The following is a 16961-nucleotide window of genomic DNA, read 5'->3' as shown; positions in this document are numbered from 1 at the left end:
AGGCCGCGCCGTGGCGGGCGCCAGTCCTCGGTCGACGGCATGCCACGGAGACAACTGTTATTGGCGTTCGTCGACAGATCGCGCGATGCGTTGCGGAAGAATAAGGTATCCGCAACAAGAGCCATGCAGCAGACGCCCGCTGCGATCTGACTGGCCGTGCAGCAACCAGGCAAAGCGGTGGCAGTAAAAACCGAAGCGCAACAGGCCGTGCTGGCGCCGCACCGGATGCGGCAGCAACTGGTGAAGTTCCGTACGATGCAGATCAACAGCCTGCGCGGACTATTGACCGAATACGGTGAAGTGATGGGGAAGGACCGGGCTGCGTCGGACAAGGCGATATCCGCGGTGCTGGCCAGAGTCTTGGATCGCCTGCCGGCAGTGCTGGTCGACGCGTTGCGCGAGCAGTGGAATGGGTTGACGAAGCTCGACGAGCAGATCGCCGTGATCGAGCGGCGGCTGCACCGGTGGATGCTGGAGAACAAGGCGGTTAAGTCGACTACCGAGATTCCGGGCGTTGGTGTGCTGACGGCGACAGCCGCAGTGGCGACGATGGGCCAGCAGGCCGGCGTAGGAGAGATGCGGCTGCTTCGTCCTGCGCTCAGCGCACTGGGCAAATGGCCAGTTGCGACAGTTCAGCCGCCGCACGTTCCGAACGGCCTCGGTCTCGAGTACATCGGTCTTTCCCCGGATCGGCTGCTGCAGATTCGCGCCACAAAGACGGCCAACGCTTTGTGGTCAGCCATGCAGATGCTGCATGCCGGAAGCCCTCAAAACAAGCCCGGAATCACTCGGCAACGTACCTTGCCCTTGTAGGTCCGATAGCCTTCATCGGCGGAGAGAAGCTTTTCCTCTCGCAGGATCCGGTAGGCCTGCAGCATAAACAAAGCGCCATAGACCAGCAGGTTTTGAATCCCAAAATTAGCCAGCAAGAAACCAATATCGGCAATGCAGTAGCCGAGATAAATCGGGTGCCGCATGAACCGGTACGCACCGGACGAGACGATCCCGCGGTTGGCTGGCAGCAGTCCGAACGAGCGGCGCAACGACAACTTGGCGAAAATTTGCCAGCCGAGGCCAGCCACCTGCAGCGTCGTCCCGACCGCCTCCGGCACCAGGTGAATGCCGGGCGCAAGCCACACGGCGAGAAAATAGTAGGTTGCCGCGACCGTGCAGACGAAAGTCGTTGGCGTCCAGTCGCGCTTTTGCGGCGAACGTGATACGAGCGATACCCCCACCGCCGTCAGCTCCGAGATCACCATCAACATCAGCGTGATGCGCGCAGGCGCGGCGAGCCACTGCCGCATCGCGGCGTAGACGAACACGCCCATCAGCAGCACCGTCATCGCGCGCGCGACCACGTTGACGAGGAGCGTGCCCCAGTCGGTTGCCAACGCTGCAGTCATGGGTTTGGCTGGTGTCATGATGTTCTCCGCCTGGGGCATCGTCGTCTTCGTTCTGTGGATCGCTTATCCGGCGCTTACCTACTTCGCAATCCGGAGTATTTCCGAAGCGAGTCTGGAAAAACACGGCGTCATGTCGGCCGGCGTCAACGCGCTGCAGTACACCCCGACCGGCTGCTTCGGGTTGTAGCAACGCTGCAGCGAATTCGCCGTATTGGCCATGCACTTCAGTACGTCCTGGCCGATCTCCCCATTCGCGCCTTCGGGCGTCAGGAGTTCCGACCCGCGGCCGATCGCGTAGACATAGGTGCCTTCACTGCGGGCCAAGTTGGCCATCGCTTCGGCGATGTTGCGCCCAGCGTTGTTCACGTTGGCATAGTTCACCGTGCTGGTGACGACACGCGGCGTGTTCGTGATTACCGGTATCGTCTGATTGTTGAGCCACGACGTGTTGTGCGCGTTGTACCAGTTGGGCAACTGACTGATCACCTTCGACGCGTTGTTGTTGTAACAGGGCGAGCTGAGCTGCTGGCTCTGCACGTTGTCAGCGTAGAGCGCGGCCGGCGTGCTCGGCGTATCGCCGCTGATAATGGTGCCGGCTACAGAATTGCAGTTTTTGTTCGTGGTCGGGAAAATCGAGGCGAAGCTGTTGGGCGCTCCGTCCGAGAAGAACACGATGACACGCAAGCTCGACGGCTGGGTAATCACGGTGTTCAGCTGGTTGAGGGCATTCCAGTAAGCTTCCTCCGAATTGGTGCTGCCGGCAAAGTTGAACGCGTTGATGCTTTTGGTCATCGCCGCCATATCGAAGCCGCGGGCATTACCGTTGAACGGCTGGTCGACGACCGTACCGTAGGCGAAGTGGATCAGCGAAACCCGGTCGGTGAGCGGGTCGAATTGCTGCAGGAACGTAATTGCCGCCGAACGCACCGCCGGTGGCACGGCTGGGTCGGTGGCCATCGAGCCAGTGGTGTCGATGATGAGCACCAGGTCGAGATCCTTTCTGACGGTCTCTGAAGCGCTCGCCACGTTCAGCAGGTTGAAGCCGAACAGGTGCATGAAGCCGACCGGCATGCTTGCCTGCGCCGACGTGTCGATCGTAATCGTGCCCTGGTTGAAGACCACCGAGGGCGCGTTGAGCGTTGCCGTCGTGCCGAGGTAGCCCGCCGGATAGTTGGCGGCGAAGAAGCTGTTGGCAGCCGCTATGGCATTGGCCGCCTGCGCCGCCTGGGTGCTGCCGGTGGTGACGGCCTCGCCGGCGGCGATCGCGGCCGCATCGGCGGCGGCGTCGAGCTTGGCCTTGACCATATAGCCCAGCCCCGAATCGACGGCGATCCCCACCACGCCGATCAGGAGCACGATGGAAGCGGCGACGATGATGCTGACGGCGCCGCGCTGCTTATGTTTTCTGTTAAGTCTGCTGGATCTGCGCCCAGCATAGCCAGTTGTTTTCATGATGCCCCCGCAGGCCGGTCAAAACACGTTCATCGAATACAGATTGGGATTGAGCACCGTGGTCGACGCGCCGAAACCGAAGTTCGCCGCGCCAAACAGGTACTGCATCTTGTAGAAGCTTTCGACCACATAGACGATCTGGCCCGCCGCCAACTGTCCTGTCAACGCATTGGCGGTCGGAGCGGCGAGACCTGCACCAATTCCACCGCAGCTGCCGTCGCTGCCCCAGTTACCCGAACTGCAGTTCCACACGGCGCTCGAGGGTGCATAGGCACCCTGCTGCCCGTTGGGTTGCCATTCGTATTGCGCGAGCACGATGTTGCGGATCGTGCAGTTGGTGCCCTGCGCGTTGCAGTTTTCGCTGTTGCCCATGACCTCGGTGATGTAGATCATGCCGCGATTGGCCATGTCGAGCGGCGGCGTGGTCGACGCCAGATCGTTCATGATGGTTTCCATCGGGTAAGTCAGCGAGGCTCGCAACGCGAGGTTGGCGCCCTCCCGGCTCACGTTCACGAGAATCATGTTGGCCTGAATGTTGCGCGCGAGGTCGTAGGTCGGCACGGCGAGCAGCAAGAGCATTGGCAGCAGCACGGCGAACTCGATTGATGCGATGCCCGCCATCGTGCGCCGTGTTTTGAGGTGGCTCATGTGAGGAACGGTTTTCATCAGTAGCCCTCGTTACGCATGGTCGCCGCGACGGTGAACGAGTACTGCCCACCGGTGAAGAACGGCTTGATCAACGGGGTAAGAAGCGGCCACGCACAATTGAGCTGCAGCACGATCAGATCGCCGGGACCGCCGAACATGTTCGCACCATACGCTGCGGGTACGCCGTTGACCGTCACCGAGATGGCCGGGTTGACAAGGGTATAGAGTCCCATCGAGGCATCCTCGATGTCCTGGATCACGGCCAGATAGCGTTGCTGGCTGGCGGCATTCGGATCGAGGTTGCTCTGCCCGGTGACCGCATAACGTGCGCCTTCGTGCACGGCGTACTGCATCGTCAGATTGACCCAGAACATCAGCCCGAGGTCGATGATCATGCAGATCACAAAGAACAGCAGCGGCGCGACGATCGCGAACTCCACCACGGTCGAGCCGTTCTGCCCCTTGCGCGAGCGCCTGACGATCCTGCGTTTTGACCCACTCATCTTGTTCTCCCCCGCTCCGGCCTGTCGTTTCGTCTTGCTGTGTCGCGCCGAGTCATCCCCCGATTCCGCTGACCGTCGGCAACATCACGCGATAGATCTGGATCACAGCCGGTCCAAGCAGCACGATCAGAAGCGCCGGGAAAATGAAGAACATCAACGGAAACAGCAGCTTCAACGCGACTTTCGCGGCACGCTCCTCGGCAAGGTGGCGCCGCCTCGTGCGCAGCATGTCCGTCTGCACGCGCAACGCGGCGCCCACACTGGTGCCGAAACGCTCGGCCTGGACCAGCATCGCCACCAGCGTCTCCACATCGGCCACCCCGGTGCGCATCGCCAGATTGCGCAAGGCCTTGTCGCGGCTCGATCCGGCGCGCAACTCGAGCAGCACGAGTGAGAGCTCGTCGCTCAACACCTGGCTCTTCACGTGAATCTCGTCGGCCACACGCAGCATCGCCGCGTCGACACCGAGGCCAGCCTCCACACACACCGTCATCAGGTCGAGCGCATCGGGCAGGCTTTCGAAAATGTCCTGCTGCCGACGGTCGATCTGGCGCGCCAACACGACGTTCGGCAGGTAGTAGCCCAGCGTCGCCAGCAACATCAGCAGCACAGCGACCAGCGCGAGGCTGTGCGGCACGTTACTCGGCAAGCTCCCCAGCATGAGCAGCGCGACCAGCGGCAAACCGAGCGCAAATACCGTCTTCGCAGCGAAATAGATCGCCGGGGCCGCGGCGCCACGCCAGCCGGCGTTCATGAAACGCGTGCGCAGTGCGGACTTGTCCCAGCCCTCTGTGGGCAACGATAGCTTCGCCACATGCGCGGACGCCTTGGCGATCGTCTCCAGCCATTGCGGGCGCCCCTCCGCCATCGTGCTCCCGGCGCTCTCACTTTGGCCGATACCGCCGGGCGCGATTGCCTCGAGGCGCCGCTGCAAGACGTTGGGCCGTGTGATCAGCATGACGCCCAGCGCCGCGCCGAAGACGATGATGAAGGTCGCACCCAGCAACACGATCTGCATGGTGTTCATGATTTCCTCGCGAATTTGCCGCTCATTGCCGCTACGTGCAGCGACCGCTCAGACGTGGATCCGGATGACTTTACGCATCCAGACAATGCCCAACAACATGCTGACCAGCGAGACGCCGATCATCTTCAAGCCCGCGGGATCGTTGATTAGCCCCATAAAGAAGTCCGGATTGATCAGCATGATGACCCCGGCGAGAGCGAACGGCAGCGCGCCGAGAATCCATGCCGAGAGACGCCCTTCAGCCGACAGCACCTTGACCTTGCTCAGCAGCTTCAGCCGCTCGCGGATGATCTGGCTGATGCTGTCGAGGATTTCGGATAGGTTGCCGCCCGCCTCGCGCTGGATCAGCACCGCAATCACGAAGTAGCGCAGGTCCATGACCGGTACGCGCGCCACCATGTTCTTCAGTGCGTCGTTCATCGACACGCCGTAGCTGATCTCATCGAAGGTGGTCTGAAACTCGCCGCCGAGCGGGTTGGCGAGTTCTTCGCCCACCATGCCGAGCGAACTCGGGAACGAGTGCCCGGCGCGCAGCGCGCGGCTGATCAGGTCCGCTGCCTCGGGCAACTGCCGCTCGAGCACCGCGATACGTTTCGAACGGCTGCGATGCACATGCCCGAGCGGCAGCAGCGCGAACACTGCCGCGAGCGCAAGCGAAGGCAGCAGCGGCACACCGAGGCACAGCGCGACCGCCGCGGCCACACACGGCAACACGAGCGTATAGGTGAGAAACCGCCCCACCGACCAGTCGCGCCCCGACTGCAGCAGCAACCGGTCCAGCATGTGGATGCGCGGAATCGCGAGCAGCAGCTTCGTTAGCGAAGGCGAATCGCTCAGCAGCCGTGCTTTCAGAATCGACAACTGTGCGGTGCCGATTTCGCCGCCCACCGACATCGCGCGAATGCGCTGATCGAGCCGCTTGACCACCGGCCCATGATGACTGTTCCACCACAGGTAGCCCGCCTCGATCACGAGCACCACGGCGAAAAACAGCAACACGGCAAACCCAAGAAACAATCTGTTCATGACGCGCTCCCCAATACCGGCTCAGACTTCATAGCGCTTCTGCGGATCGTAGATATGGTCCGGCACGCTCACTCCGAAGGCCTGCAGCCGCTCGGTGAATTGCGGCCGCACGCCAGTCGCGCAGAAGTAGCCATTCACGTGCCCTTCACTATCCACGCCGGTGCGCTTGAAGGTGAAGATCTCCTGCATGTTGATCATGTCGCCTTCCATGCCGGTGATTTCCTGAATGCTCATCAGCTTGCGGCGGCCATCGGTGAGACGCGAGGCCTGCACGATCACCGTGATCGCCGAGGCGACCTGCTGGCGCATCGCCTTGGGCGGTAACGCGAGACCCGCCATGCTGACCATGTTTTCGAGCCGGGTCAGCGCATCGCGCGCTGTGTTGGCGTGGATCGTGGCCATCGAGCCTTCGTGGCCAGTGTTCATCGCATGCAGCATATCGAGGGCTTCGGCACCGCGCACTTCGCCGAGGATGATGCGATCCGGGCGCATCCGCAGCGCGTTCTTGACAAGCGAGCGCTGGCTGATCTCGCCCTTGCCTTCGATGTTCGGTGGCCGCGTTTCGAGGCGCAGCACGTGCTCCTGGCGCAGTTGCAGTTCGGCCGCGTCTTCGATCGTCACGATCCGTTCGTCCGCCGGGATGAAGCCGGACAGCAGATTCAGCATCGTGGTCTTGCCGCTGCCGGTGCCGCCTGAAATCAGCACGTTGATCTTCGCCTTGATCAGCGCTTCGAGCAGTTGCACCATCGGTGAGGTAAAGGTCTGGTATTCGATCAGGTCCGCCACTTTCAGCGGATTCACCGCGAAACGCCGGATCGACAGCAGCGGGCCGTCAATTGCCGAAGGCGGGATGATCGCGTTCACGCGTGAGCCGTCGGCGAGCCGCGCATCGACCATCGGCACCGATTCGTCGATGCGCCGGCCCACCCGTGAGACGATTTTTTCGATCACCTTCATCAGGTGTGCGTTGTCGTAGAACTCCACGTCGGTGGCCTCGAGCTTGCCGCGCCGCTCGACATAGACGTGATGGGCGGTGTTCACGAGGATGTCCGAGATGGTCGGGTCCTTGAGCAGCGGTTCGAGCGGGCCGAGCCCGAGCATCTCGTCCTGGACGTCCTGCACCAGTTGGCGGCGCTCGACGTCGTTCATCAGGATGTTGCCTTCCTCGATCAGCTTGCCGACCAGTTGCGCGAGCTCACGGTGGACCTGCTCGGGCGACAGATGCTGCAGCTTGTCCAGTTCGACGCGCTCGATGATCGCTTCATGGATCTCCATCTTGAGCTGCTGGTAAGCGCGCCGCGCCAGCCCGCTGTTCGAGGCCGAGTCTGCGGCGCCATTCGCCGGGCGCGTGGCGGTCGGCTCCGCTGCGACGGCTACATCCGCCGCAGCGAGGCTCGGTGCAATCAGCGCCTCGGCGGCCTGCTTGAAAAGGTGTTCGCGCAGTGACATGGTGGTGCTCCGGTTTGGATCTCAGGGTGGCGCGTTCAGGTTGGCTCAGGTCGCTTCAGGCAGATTCACATAGCGTCACGTAGGACTAGGCTGAGTCCGCGGCCTGGCCCGGAACAGCTTCGTCAGCACCGAGTTGCCCGACGCCTTGGGCGCCGGCGCCAGGCTATCGGCGAGTTCGGCAAGGCTCTTCGAGATCGGGCTGCTCTTCTGCAGCTTGAGCACCGGCACGCCCTGGTTGACCGAGTCGAGCACCGGGCGGGCGTCGTGCGGCAGTACCTTCGAGACCTTGGCGCCGATCACGTCCTCGACGGTCTTCAGGTCGATCTGGCCGCGCTTGTCATACTGGTTGACGAGCACCCGCACACGCTCGGCCGGATAACCGAGCGACTGGAACAGATGCATCAACCGCTGCCCGGCGCGAATGTGCGGAACGCTCGAGCGCAGCACCGGAAAGATCAGGTCGCTGTGGTCGAGCGCAAAGATCGACACCGGGTTCACGCTCTGGCCGACATCGAAGATCACGACGTCGTACTCATGGCGGATCAGTGCGACGATCCGCTCGAGGTGGGCGACCTTGATATCGCCCGCCTTGACCGGATCGCCCGCCCCGGCGAGCACATCGAAGTTGGGGTAAGCATGGGTCAGGCAGGCATCGAGAAACGACGCATCGAGACGTTCGATCTGCGCGCAGACCTCCGCGATGGTGGCGGGCGGAGTCTTGTCGCAGACCAGACAGGCGGCGTCGCCGAACTGCTGGTTCAGATCGACGAACAGCACGCGCTTGTTGCGCAGCGTGGCGAGCGCGTAGCCAAGGTTGGCGGCAATGAAAGTGGTGCCGCTGCCGCCCTTGCACGACACGAACGACAACACCTGGCCGTCGTGGCGCGCCGCCTCGACGTGACGCCCGGCGACGCGTTTGAGGTCGGCTACGAAGCTGTCGCGATCGATCGGCCACAGCGCGACGTTGCGCACGCCGGCGCGCATCGCCTGGATGAGTATGTCGTGCGACGGTGCCGGCGTAACCAGCGTGCAGACTAGCTCGCGATGGCGGTTCGACAGCTTTTCGAGCGAGTCGATATCGTCCTGCGTCAAGTGATAGCCGTCGAAGATCAACAGGTCCGCGGCTTGCAGCGCGTCCTTGTCGGCGCACACCTGCTTCAGGCCCACTGCCAGCGTCCTGAGTTGGTGTCCCACACCGCTGGCGGCAATCACCGCAGCGATCTGCTGAGCGCGCCCCAGGTCCGATGAAACTAACAGGATATTGATCATTTCTTTTGCTCCGCTTCGCATGTCCGCTTCCGGCTGTGCCTCGCCACGGCAAGTGTTACGGCGTCCCGCTGGTATTACTCGTGCCGAGCCCAACCCCATACGGCGTGCCGACAATCGGCGGTTGCGCGAACGTCTTGCTGTAATGGAACATCGAGGCCGCCGCCGCGCCGCCGTCGAGCCCGGCGACCGGGTCCGTGTTGCTGCTCGCCTGCGGGTTCAGAATCTGCGCTGCGGTGATCTGCTGGATGGTCTCGCCGAAATGCGCGTCCCAGTGCGGCGTCGAGGTCAGGCAGCCGGCGAGCGACAGGCTGATGCCTGCGCATACGCTGGCGCGAATCAATGGTTTGAGCGTTTTCATGTTCGGCCCCAGTTCAAGGTGAAGTTCGTGAGCACTGCGGTGCGGTTCAAGGCGCCTTCCCGGTAGGGGGCGGCAGCGCCGGGCCGCTGGCGGGTGGATTGGCGACCGCGTAGACATCCGGCTTCGCGCTGTCGTCGCTGCCATGCGGGGCAGCGCCTTGTGCACTCTGCGCACCCATTGCCGCCACGTTGCTGACGCGCTGACTTGTGCTGTTGTCCAAGGTCGTGTCGGACGTGCCCAGCGGTCGGGACGGCGCAACCGGTGCAGGCGCAGCCGCGGGCAGCGGGCCGGAGGTGGTGGCCGGCAGGGCCGGGGCGGGTGCCGTCGACTGGCCGCTGGGGGCCGGAACCATGACGCCGTGGTCAGCGGGAGCAACCGTGCCGCCGTTCGAACCAGCCGCGACACCAGGCGCAACCGCAGGCAGTGCGGATTGCGGTGCACCTGCCGCAGGCGGCGGCGTATGCGACGCCTTGCTGCCTTCCATGTTGCCGGTCAGCAGGACGCCTGCCTCGTTGACCTCGCCGAAGTGATCGGTCGGCAACGTGTAGTTGGCCGGCAACGGCTTGACGAGGTGCGGCGTCACGACAAACACCAGTTCCGTGCGGTCCTGCTTGAAGTTCGTGCTGCGAAACAGGGCACCCAGCACCGGAATTTCACCGGCACCCGGCAGCGCGTTGATCGTGCCCGTGATGTTGTTCTTGATCAGGCCGCCAATCGCGAAGCTCTGACCGTCGAGCACCTGCAAAGTCGTAGAGGCGCGGCGCGTCGTGATGAGCGGCAATACCGCGGTGGTGTTGCCGGACGACGAGGTAACCGTGGCGCCAGTCGGCGACAGGTCCGACACTTCAGGCGCCACCGTCAGGTTGATGCGGCCGCCTTCGAGCACGGTCGGTGTGAACGTCAGGCCGATACCGAAGTCCTCTTCCTGCAACGTAATCGTGGTGGTGCCGTTGGCCGTCTGCGCAACCGGGATGAACACCTTGCCGCCAGCGAGAAAACTTGCCTGCTGGCCGCTAATGGCCATCAGGTTCGGTTCCGCGAGCACCTTGACCAGTTGATCGCTCTTTTGCGCATCGACCGCGAGGCCGAACGGCAGCTTGTTCGACTTGACCGCAAAGCCCTTGCCCGCGCCGCCGCTCAGGAAATTGGCGAGCAGACCGAAGGTCCAGCTGCCGAAGCTGCCATTCAGGGTCGCCTCCGCACCGAGTTCGTCGATCAGGGTCTTCGAGACTTCCGCGACCTTCACTTCCAGCATCACCTGTTGCGGCGCGCCCACCGTCAGCATGTTGATGATGCGCAGGTTTTTGTCGGCAGGCTGGATGAGGCCGCCACCGCCCGCTCCGGCCGCGGCGGCTGCGCCGCTTGCGCCCTGGGCCTGCACGACCGGCTTGGTAGCGCGCTGCACGAACGCGTTGGCCAGTTCGAGAACCCGCTGCACCTTGACGGCATCCGCCACGGTGCCGCTTAGCACGAGGCTGTCGGCGGCCGCGCTGACGCGCACATCGTGTTCTTCCGGCATCAGCGAAGCCAGCGTCGCCTGCAGGCCACCCGGGTCGACGCCCACCACCACGTCGATCACGCTGCACGAGCCGCTGCGGCCCTGGATGATCATGTTGGTCGCGCCGACGTCGGTGCCGAGCAGGTACAAGGTCTGCGGCGACACTAGCATTGCCTGAACGATATCCGGGTTGCCCACCGTACGGGTGCGAACCGGCTCGGGTAGCGCGACCATCGTCGACTTGCCGACTGCGACGCCGACGGTGCTATGTTGGCGCACTTCGCCGGTACAGCTCGGTCCCTTGATCTGGCCTGCCTCGGCAGCCGTCGCAGCGGCGCGGCTCACGCCGATCGTGAGGTTCACCCCGTTCGCCGCCACCGTGAGCGGCTTTGCGGCATCAGCCCCCGCCGATTGCGCCTCGACCGGCGCGCTGCACAGGCTCACGCAGGCCAGTGCCACCAGCGTGATGCGCGCGGCGTGCCGCGCCCGTGCACTGTGCGGATGGCACCGTTCGATGCAGCGCGTGTCGCTGTCATGAATATGGTTCATTTGCATTCCCCCGGATGAGGCCACTAGCCGGATTGGCCAGCCTCGATCAATTCTTGTTGTACTGTGCCCGACTCGTGCCGCCTGGTCTCGCGGCACGATTCAATCAGAAGCATTCCTGACCGTTTTGCGTGCCTGTAATCACGCGGATGCAATTGCCCGGCCGCGCCGCCGCCACCCGCTGGACAACCCGCACGGCCTTCACTTCGGGCTTCGGCGCAACCACGGCGACCGGCTCCCTCAGCAGCGAGACCTTGGTCGCACCGCCGGTCATCTCGTCGGCGGTGTCCACCTGGTTACGCAGCACCAGCGACAGCGTGCCGACGCTGCGAGCCAGATCGATCTTTTCCGCCTGTTCGGGCGAGACTTCGAGCGTGACCGCATTGACGACCCGCGGCTTGGTGTCGTCGCGGCTCACCTCTTGGGCGACGGCCAGCACGAGAATCTTCTCGAGCACGATCTTCGAGATGTTGCGGTCCTGCGAATCGCCTGGCGTGGCGCTGCCACCTTTTTGCGTGTTGACGATGATGTCCACGTAGTTGCCCGGCAGCGCGAAGCCGGCTACACCGATCACGTCGTTCACGCGCACCGTGATCGCCCGCTTGCCATCGCCGATCACTGCGGACAGGCCGCCCAGCGTGCCGAGCGGCGCGAGCTTGGCTTCCAGCAGCGGTTCGCCGCGTTGCGCGCTTGTCTTCAGCACCCGGCCGTCGAGCTTCTGCAGGTCGCTGAACGCGCCGGCCGGGATGCTGCCGGCGGGCCAGTCGACCAGCTTGACGAACTCGGGCGTCAGGCGCTGTCCGAGGTTGATGTCGGTGGACGCGACGGCTACCCGGGTCGATGGGGTCGCCTGGGTTTGCACCCAGCGCGACGCAAACAGTACGGCCGCCAGCGCAGCGATCGTCGCCACCGTCAACATCGCCAGCGCTCTCATATTTTTCATGTCGCACTCCTTAACGGATTGACTCGTCAGGCTCGCGCCTGCACTGCTATAAATTCAGATCAGGAAAGACTGGCGGCAGTTAAAAAGGCGCCGCCGCGCAGAAAAGTGGACGGGGCGAATCAGGAGGGAGCGAGGTTCAACGCCGGCGTCGAAGCGCGCCGCAGTCAGCCGCTTCACGGGTGCCGGACACCGGTCGTATCGACCTGGCCTCCCCATCCGGCAGGTACCGTCCCCCCTGAAGCGGTGAAGCAACCGGTCTACAGCAGACGGAGGAACACCCGCCTCTATCTCCTGACTGCCGGTCGGGCCGTTGAATTCGCCCATTCTTGAACCCCGTACCAAGAAAGCCTTTCTGTGAAGGCATGCTTTTTGTTGTTAGTTGTCCCCGTCGCGCCCTTCAATGCGGGCTTGATCGTTCGACAGACCTGTATTCGTTTCTGTGCTTCTTCTGTGTCTCTTCGGCGCTTCGCCCGTGACGCCCTGGTCTTCGTGCGACACCGCCTTCTAGTGCAACAACACCATCACAGACATCGTCCCTAGCGCGATGGCCACACCGTAGGGCAGCCGGCCGAGCGATGCTTCGCTCGTTGCCCCTTGAACCTTGTGCTGTGCCAAACCGGCGAACATCAGGAACAGGCTGTTGCTCGCGTGGCGCAACTGGCGCCGGTGAACCACCACGACCAGCGACCAGAGTCCGCCCACCACGAAGGTCGCGAGCGCGATCAGCAGCACCGCGGACGGTCCGGCCAATGCGCCAAGCGCGCCCATCAACTTCACGTCGCCCGCGCCGAAGGCGCGCAGCAGGTAAAACGGAAGCAGTACCGCGATGCCCGTCGCCAGTCCTTCCAGTCCCTGCAACACGCCTGCACTTCCGCCATGCGCAGTCCACTGCACCGGCACCGCCGCGATCAAACCGAGCAGGACCAACACGTTCGGGATGCGCCGCGTGCGCAGATCGAATGCAGCGGCAGCGATTACCAGCGTGAAGACACACAGCCCAGTGGGAAACGCGAAAGTGTTCATGGCAAGACCTGTTGAATTCTGTGGTTCGAAGTCCGGGGGCGGCGTTGCGGGAGCCTTTCCAGGCACGCCGACAGCGCCAGCTCACCCGAACCCTCCGGCTCGTCAACCGCTGCTCGCGGCATCGATTGACTCTCCGGACGGCCCCTGCGATTCAACCATTCACGTTGGCCGCAGCGGTCTTCAACTGCGCCCCGACGTTGGCGAACAGCGTGTTCAGGCTCGTCCCCGCGAGCGTGGCGCCGGCGATGATCATGACCGCGATCAGCCCGGCCAGGAGGCCGTACTCGATCGCAGCGACACCGTCTTCTTCACGGACAAAGCGCTTTACTTCGTTGATGATCGTTTTCATTTTCAGTCCTCGTTGCGTTAAAAAACTTAGAGAGAAGAAAGCACCCGCTGCGGGCCGGGTACAGAAGCATTGGCCGGTTTTAACGGCCCGGGCAAGGTGCGGCTCGAGCGGCGCCGTCCGGTTGGGCCATGCGAAGCATTCACAAGGAGTGCATCACATCAGCATTGCCAGGTGGTGCATCGAATCCGTCCTTGCCTCGTTCCAGGCGCCGGGCCAGCCAATCAACCGGCCATCCCAGCCCGGCCTCCGGGGTTCGCCTCGCCGTATCGGCATATCGCGACCTCGAGGTCCGTTGTTGCCGCTTGACTGTTTCCCCGACAGCAGTCAAGCGGTACCTGAATCTGAATCTGCGTCTACTGCGTTGCTACTCGGTGCAGGACGTTTAGCGACGACTGTGCCAGGTACCCGGGAAGCCTTGTATTTGCTGGGCCGCAGGACTCCCAGCCGAAATCCGCCTGCATAGCTGAGGGCGTCGTCGACCAAACTGTTTCAGTGAAGCCACTCAACCGAAACGCGAATTTCGCGTAACGCGTAGCGTTCTGTTCGCTGACGCACAAAGCGACCCGCAGCGCGCGGAGTCGTGCGTAATGGCTGAGAGCACACTGCAGCCTTGGTCAGAGGAAACGCAACGGGCGCTGGTGCGCGGCGCCATGCAAAAGATAGGTGGGGTGGCGCACATAGACAGGAACGTCTCAACATTGAGACGGCTCCACTCACTTAAATAAGGAAAGCGAAAAGCAGTTGGCGGAAAATGCGCTGTTGCGCAAAGGTTTGCGCAACACCAATAAAGTGCCGGCAATATTGCCTTGGACACCGATGGGCGCACGGGTTCCGGTCAAAATTTTCGTTCTGAGCGAGACTCCATCGGCCGGCAATAGCACCGCTGACCCGCTTTCTCAAAGTTGAGACGAAACGCCAGCCGGTGGTCTCACTCGCCCGTGGCGCTGCGTGTCGGGGCGGCACGATGCTGGATTGATGCACGCCTATCGGGAGCGGAAGTCATCGGCGATCTGAAAGTCGTAAAAACTGACGGCGCAAAAGTGCTTTTTCTTCCGGTATTTTCTTCGAATTCATCTCTCTAGAGCCTGGTTTTCTTCGGTTCTTCTTCGGCCCTTTCTGTCGCTGTGCCTGGTGTTTTGTCTGTTCTTCGCGCACGCGCGACGTCGGCTCGGCTCGCGCGCGGCGGCGCATGATCGGCGCCTTGGGGGCCGGTCCATGAAACACCGAAGACAGCGTAAGTGCCTGGGTTGCGAGGTGTTGTTCCGGTCGGACCCGCGCAATGTACCTCTGTGCTCTTCGCTACCGCGGTGGATATCATCAACTCGGTGAACGCCGCGTACGCACATGGCGGGCTCAAACGCGAGCTGCGCCGCTACGTCAAACCGCGCGTGCTTATCGTGGACGAGCTGGGATTTTTACCCATCGACAAACAGGGTGCCGACGCGCTGTTTCAGATCATCAGCCAGCGCTATGAGCACGGCGTGACCATCACTTCCAATCCCGCGTTTAAGCACTGGGTTGATATCTTAAATCACGACAGCACGTCGACCTCCGCGTTGCTCGATCTCGTCCTCCATCATGCCGAGACCGCCGTCATCGAAGGCAAAAGCTATCGCATGAAAGACCAGCGTGATCCTTTTACGTGAATTTGTGGCCGCCGCAGACATCGACTGAACTATGTATTTCGATGCATTCTTACATAGTTTCAGCGAGTGCCTCCAAGTCCTCTAGTTGCTGGTGTTCCAGTCAACCGCCCACTAACTATGTATGAATACGGTACAGGTCAACGCGGCCGGAAGCCAATAACGAGCAACAGAAGGCAAGGACCACGAGATGAAGACCGATCAAACAAAACGACGGGCCCACCGTCGCCACAGCGGCGCCGGCTTCACGTTCCCGGCAGCACCCACATCGATCATTCGTTGCGCGCATCGTCGCGCCGACAATGATCTCCACGGACCCTACGCGTGGCAATTCGCCAGGCGCACGCTTCGTGATCTGTTTCCTCGCAGCGACTCTTCCGACACGAAAGGTTTGCACGCATCCGCGTGTACGCCGACACGGTCGGCCTAGACTCGGCGCCCTTTTTTCTGCAGTGCCAGCAGTACCTTCCCTCAGCCAATTCTGGCCAAGGGTTATTAATTAGCCATCCAAAGGAGTTAGCCATGCAACATATCATCGCCCAAGCCAAGCGTTTCGTTCGTGACGAAGATGGTGTAACCGCTATCGAATACGGACTGATCGCATCACTGATCGCCGTGGCCATCATTGTCGCCGTAACGCTCGTTGGCACAAAGCTGACTGGGGTCTTCAACACGATCGCGAGTGACCTGTAAGCGGCGGGCCGACGGACAATGACCAGCCGTTGATTTGTCCGTCTCCGCCGGGTCCTCGATTCTCGCAGGACTCCCCCAACCAAGACAGGAGTGACCTATGAATGCGATGAGAGAAGCAGCATCGCGCGTCACGCTGCTGCAGCTCTTCCGGATCGACGCAGCCCGTACCAGACGTTTCGTGTTGGACGAACAAGGCGTGACAGCCATCGAGTACGGCCTTATCGCCGCACTAATCGCGGTGGCCATCATCGTTGCCGTAGCGCTAGTCGGGACAGATCTGAACGCGGTGTTCAACACCATCTCAAGCGATCTGTAGAGACGGGATTTGACGGGTGAGCGGTTTTCCGTCTCTCCCGTCTTCCCCAGAATCATTGCGTGTTCCACCGTCGACAGAAACCGACGACGAATCAGTTCGGGAGATAGCCATGCACGCATGGAGCGACATCTATCAGCACATCGCGACCAAGGTCACGGCGGCACGTTCATAAACGCAGACAAAACTCATCGAGACCCGCCATGTTTCTGCCCCCACAACCCATTCCTGCATGTGTGATTGCGCTGGCCATCGTGACAGCCAGCACGGATCTCACTTGCCGGCGGATTCCGAACCGGATCATCGCGATCGGCCTCGCCGCTGCACTTATCGTGCAGATCCGGCTGAACGGCCCGCTTGCCGGAAGTGCGGACTGGCTCATGGGCGCCCTGACCGGGTTCGCGGTGCTGCTGCCCTTCTATCTGTTGCGGGGCATGGCCGCCGGCGACGTGAAACTGCTTCTGACGATCGGCGCCTGGGTCGGGCCGGCGATGACCGTCCGTATCGCCCTGGCAACGTTCATCGCGGGCGGGATCTGGTCACTGTGTGTCACCTTGCGGCGCCGTCGCGCGAGGCAATTGCTCGTGAATCTCTGGTGCATCGTAAGCAGCATGTGGACCCCCGGACGACAGATAGCCGGGATTCCTCAGTACCAGCAGATCGAATCGGTTGGATCACTGCCCTACGGCGTTGCCATTGCCGCAGGGACTTTAGGCGTGTTGTTCGCATCGGCTGCATAGCCGAAGAAATCCGGGGTTGCCGCCAGCATGGACAGCCGAACCGTACAGCCTGTGATGCCGGTCGCAAACCGGGCAGGA

18 protein-coding genes and 1 pseudogene are annotated in these 16961 nt (G+C 62.4%); 5 read left to right on the top strand and 14 right to left on the bottom strand.

What is annotated here, in order from left to right; all coding sequences use genetic code 11:
* Positions 1–107: 107 nt before the first annotated feature.
* Positions 108–555, top strand: a pseudogene (locus FSO04_RS17435) (transposase); the annotation flags it as partial.
* A gap of 212 nt (positions 556–767) precedes the next feature.
* On the opposite strand, the gene FSO04_RS17430 reads toward FSO04_RS17435, so the two are convergent.
* The 14 genes from FSO04_RS17430 to FSO04_RS17365 all read right to left on the bottom strand — a co-directional run bounded on the left by FSO04_RS17430 (position 768) and on the right by FSO04_RS17365 (position 14685).
* Positions 768–1403 carry a methyltransferase family protein gene (locus tag FSO04_RS17430; RefSeq protein ID WP_233464885.1) on the bottom strand — a complete coding sequence of 212 codons (636 nt, stop codon included), beginning with the start codon at positions 1401–1403 and terminating at the stop codon, positions 768–770.
* Between the two features lie 78 nt (positions 1404–1481).
* Entirely contained in the window at positions 1482–2855 is a 1374-nt protein-coding gene (locus FSO04_RS17425; protein WP_154560867.1) for a VWA domain-containing protein, read from the bottom strand.
* A gap of 18 nt (positions 2856–2873) precedes the next feature.
* Positions 2874–3521 carry a TadE/TadG family type IV pilus assembly protein gene (locus FSO04_RS17420; protein WP_154560866.1) on the bottom strand — a complete coding sequence of 216 codons (648 nt, stop codon included), beginning with the start codon at positions 3519–3521 and terminating at the stop codon, positions 2874–2876.
* Positions 3521–4006: a TadE/TadG family type IV pilus assembly protein gene (locus FSO04_RS17415; RefSeq protein WP_154560865.1), complete on the bottom strand. Its 486-nt coding sequence runs from the start codon at positions 4004–4006 to the stop codon at positions 3521–3523. Before FSO04_RS17415 ends, FSO04_RS17420 begins: the two co-directional genes overlap by 1 nt.
* A gap of 52 nt (positions 4007–4058) precedes the next feature.
* Entirely contained in the window at positions 4059–5033 is a 975-nt protein-coding gene (locus tag FSO04_RS17410) for a type II secretion system F family protein (protein ID WP_154560864.1), read from the bottom strand.
* 48 nt (positions 5034–5081) lie between these two features.
* Positions 5082–6059 carry a type II secretion system F family protein gene (locus tag FSO04_RS17405; protein ID WP_154560863.1) on the bottom strand — a complete coding sequence of 326 codons (978 nt, stop codon included), beginning with the start codon at positions 6057–6059 and terminating at the stop codon, positions 5082–5084.
* A gap of 21 nt (positions 6060–6080) precedes the next feature.
* Positions 6081–7508: a TadA family conjugal transfer-associated ATPase gene (locus FSO04_RS17400; protein WP_154560862.1), complete on the bottom strand. Its 1428-nt coding sequence runs from the start codon at positions 7506–7508 to the stop codon at positions 6081–6083.
* A 75-nt stretch (positions 7509–7583) separates the two neighbouring features.
* Positions 7584–8777, bottom strand: a complete 1194-nt coding sequence (locus tag FSO04_RS17395; RefSeq protein ID WP_154560861.1) for a CpaE/TadZ family protein — start codon at positions 8775–8777, stop codon at positions 7584–7586.
* Between the two features lie 55 nt (positions 8778–8832).
* Positions 8833–9135 carry a hypothetical protein gene (locus tag FSO04_RS17390; protein WP_154560860.1) on the bottom strand — a complete coding sequence of 101 codons (303 nt, stop codon included), beginning with the start codon at positions 9133–9135 and terminating at the stop codon, positions 8833–8835.
* A gap of 46 nt (positions 9136–9181) precedes the next feature.
* On the bottom strand, positions 9182–11182 hold the full coding sequence (locus tag FSO04_RS17385; RefSeq protein WP_154560859.1) for a pilus assembly protein N-terminal domain-containing protein: 2001 nt from the start codon (positions 11180–11182) through the stop codon (positions 9182–9184).
* A gap of 103 nt (positions 11183–11285) precedes the next feature.
* Positions 11286–12122 (bottom strand): Flp pilus assembly protein CpaB, encoded by an 837-nt coding sequence (gene cpaB / locus FSO04_RS17380; protein WP_154560858.1) that lies wholly within the window; start codon positions 12120–12122, stop codon positions 11286–11288.
* Between the two features lie 504 nt (positions 12123–12626).
* Positions 12627–13145, bottom strand: a complete 519-nt coding sequence (locus FSO04_RS17375; protein ID WP_154560857.1) for an A24 family peptidase — start codon at positions 13143–13145, stop codon at positions 12627–12629.
* 151 nt (positions 13146–13296) lie between these two features.
* Positions 13297–13494, bottom strand: coding sequence for a Flp family type IVb pilin (locus FSO04_RS17370; protein WP_120297609.1), 198 nt, complete (start codon positions 13492–13494; stop codon positions 13297–13299).
* A gap of 999 nt (positions 13495–14493) precedes the next feature.
* Positions 14494–14685 (bottom strand): hypothetical protein, encoded by a 192-nt coding sequence (locus tag FSO04_RS17365; RefSeq protein WP_154560856.1) that lies wholly within the window; start codon positions 14683–14685, stop codon positions 14494–14496.
* A 47-nt stretch (positions 14686–14732) separates the two neighbouring features.
* Between FSO04_RS17365 and FSO04_RS17360 the strand changes: the two genes are divergently transcribed.
* From FSO04_RS17360 to FSO04_RS17345, 4 genes are all read left to right on the top strand, one after another.
* On the top strand, positions 14733–15140 hold the full coding sequence (locus FSO04_RS17360; RefSeq protein WP_168435720.1) for an ATP-binding protein: 408 nt from the start codon (positions 14733–14735) through the stop codon (positions 15138–15140).
* Between the two features lie 519 nt (positions 15141–15659).
* The gene (locus tag FSO04_RS17355; protein ID WP_154560855.1) at positions 15660–15830 is read left to right on the top strand and encodes a Flp family type IVb pilin; all 171 of its coding nucleotides are present in this window, start codon (positions 15660–15662) and stop codon (positions 15828–15830) included.
* Positions 15831–15936: 106 nt separating this feature from the next.
* Positions 15937–16146: a Flp family type IVb pilin gene (locus tag FSO04_RS17350; RefSeq protein ID WP_154560920.1), complete on the top strand. Its 210-nt coding sequence runs from the start codon at positions 15937–15939 to the stop codon at positions 16144–16146.
* 200 nt (positions 16147–16346) lie between these two features.
* On the top strand, positions 16347–16883 hold the full coding sequence (locus FSO04_RS17345; protein WP_154560854.1) for an A24 family peptidase: 537 nt from the start codon (positions 16347–16349) through the stop codon (positions 16881–16883).
* The last annotated feature ends 78 nt before the right edge of the window (positions 16884–16961 follow it).

This window comes from Paraburkholderia madseniana, from assembly GCF_009690905.1.
Taxonomy (GTDB): Bacteria; Pseudomonadota; Gammaproteobacteria; order Burkholderiales; family Burkholderiaceae; genus Paraburkholderia; species Paraburkholderia madseniana.
This window is presented reverse-complemented; position numbering and strand designations above follow the sequence as displayed.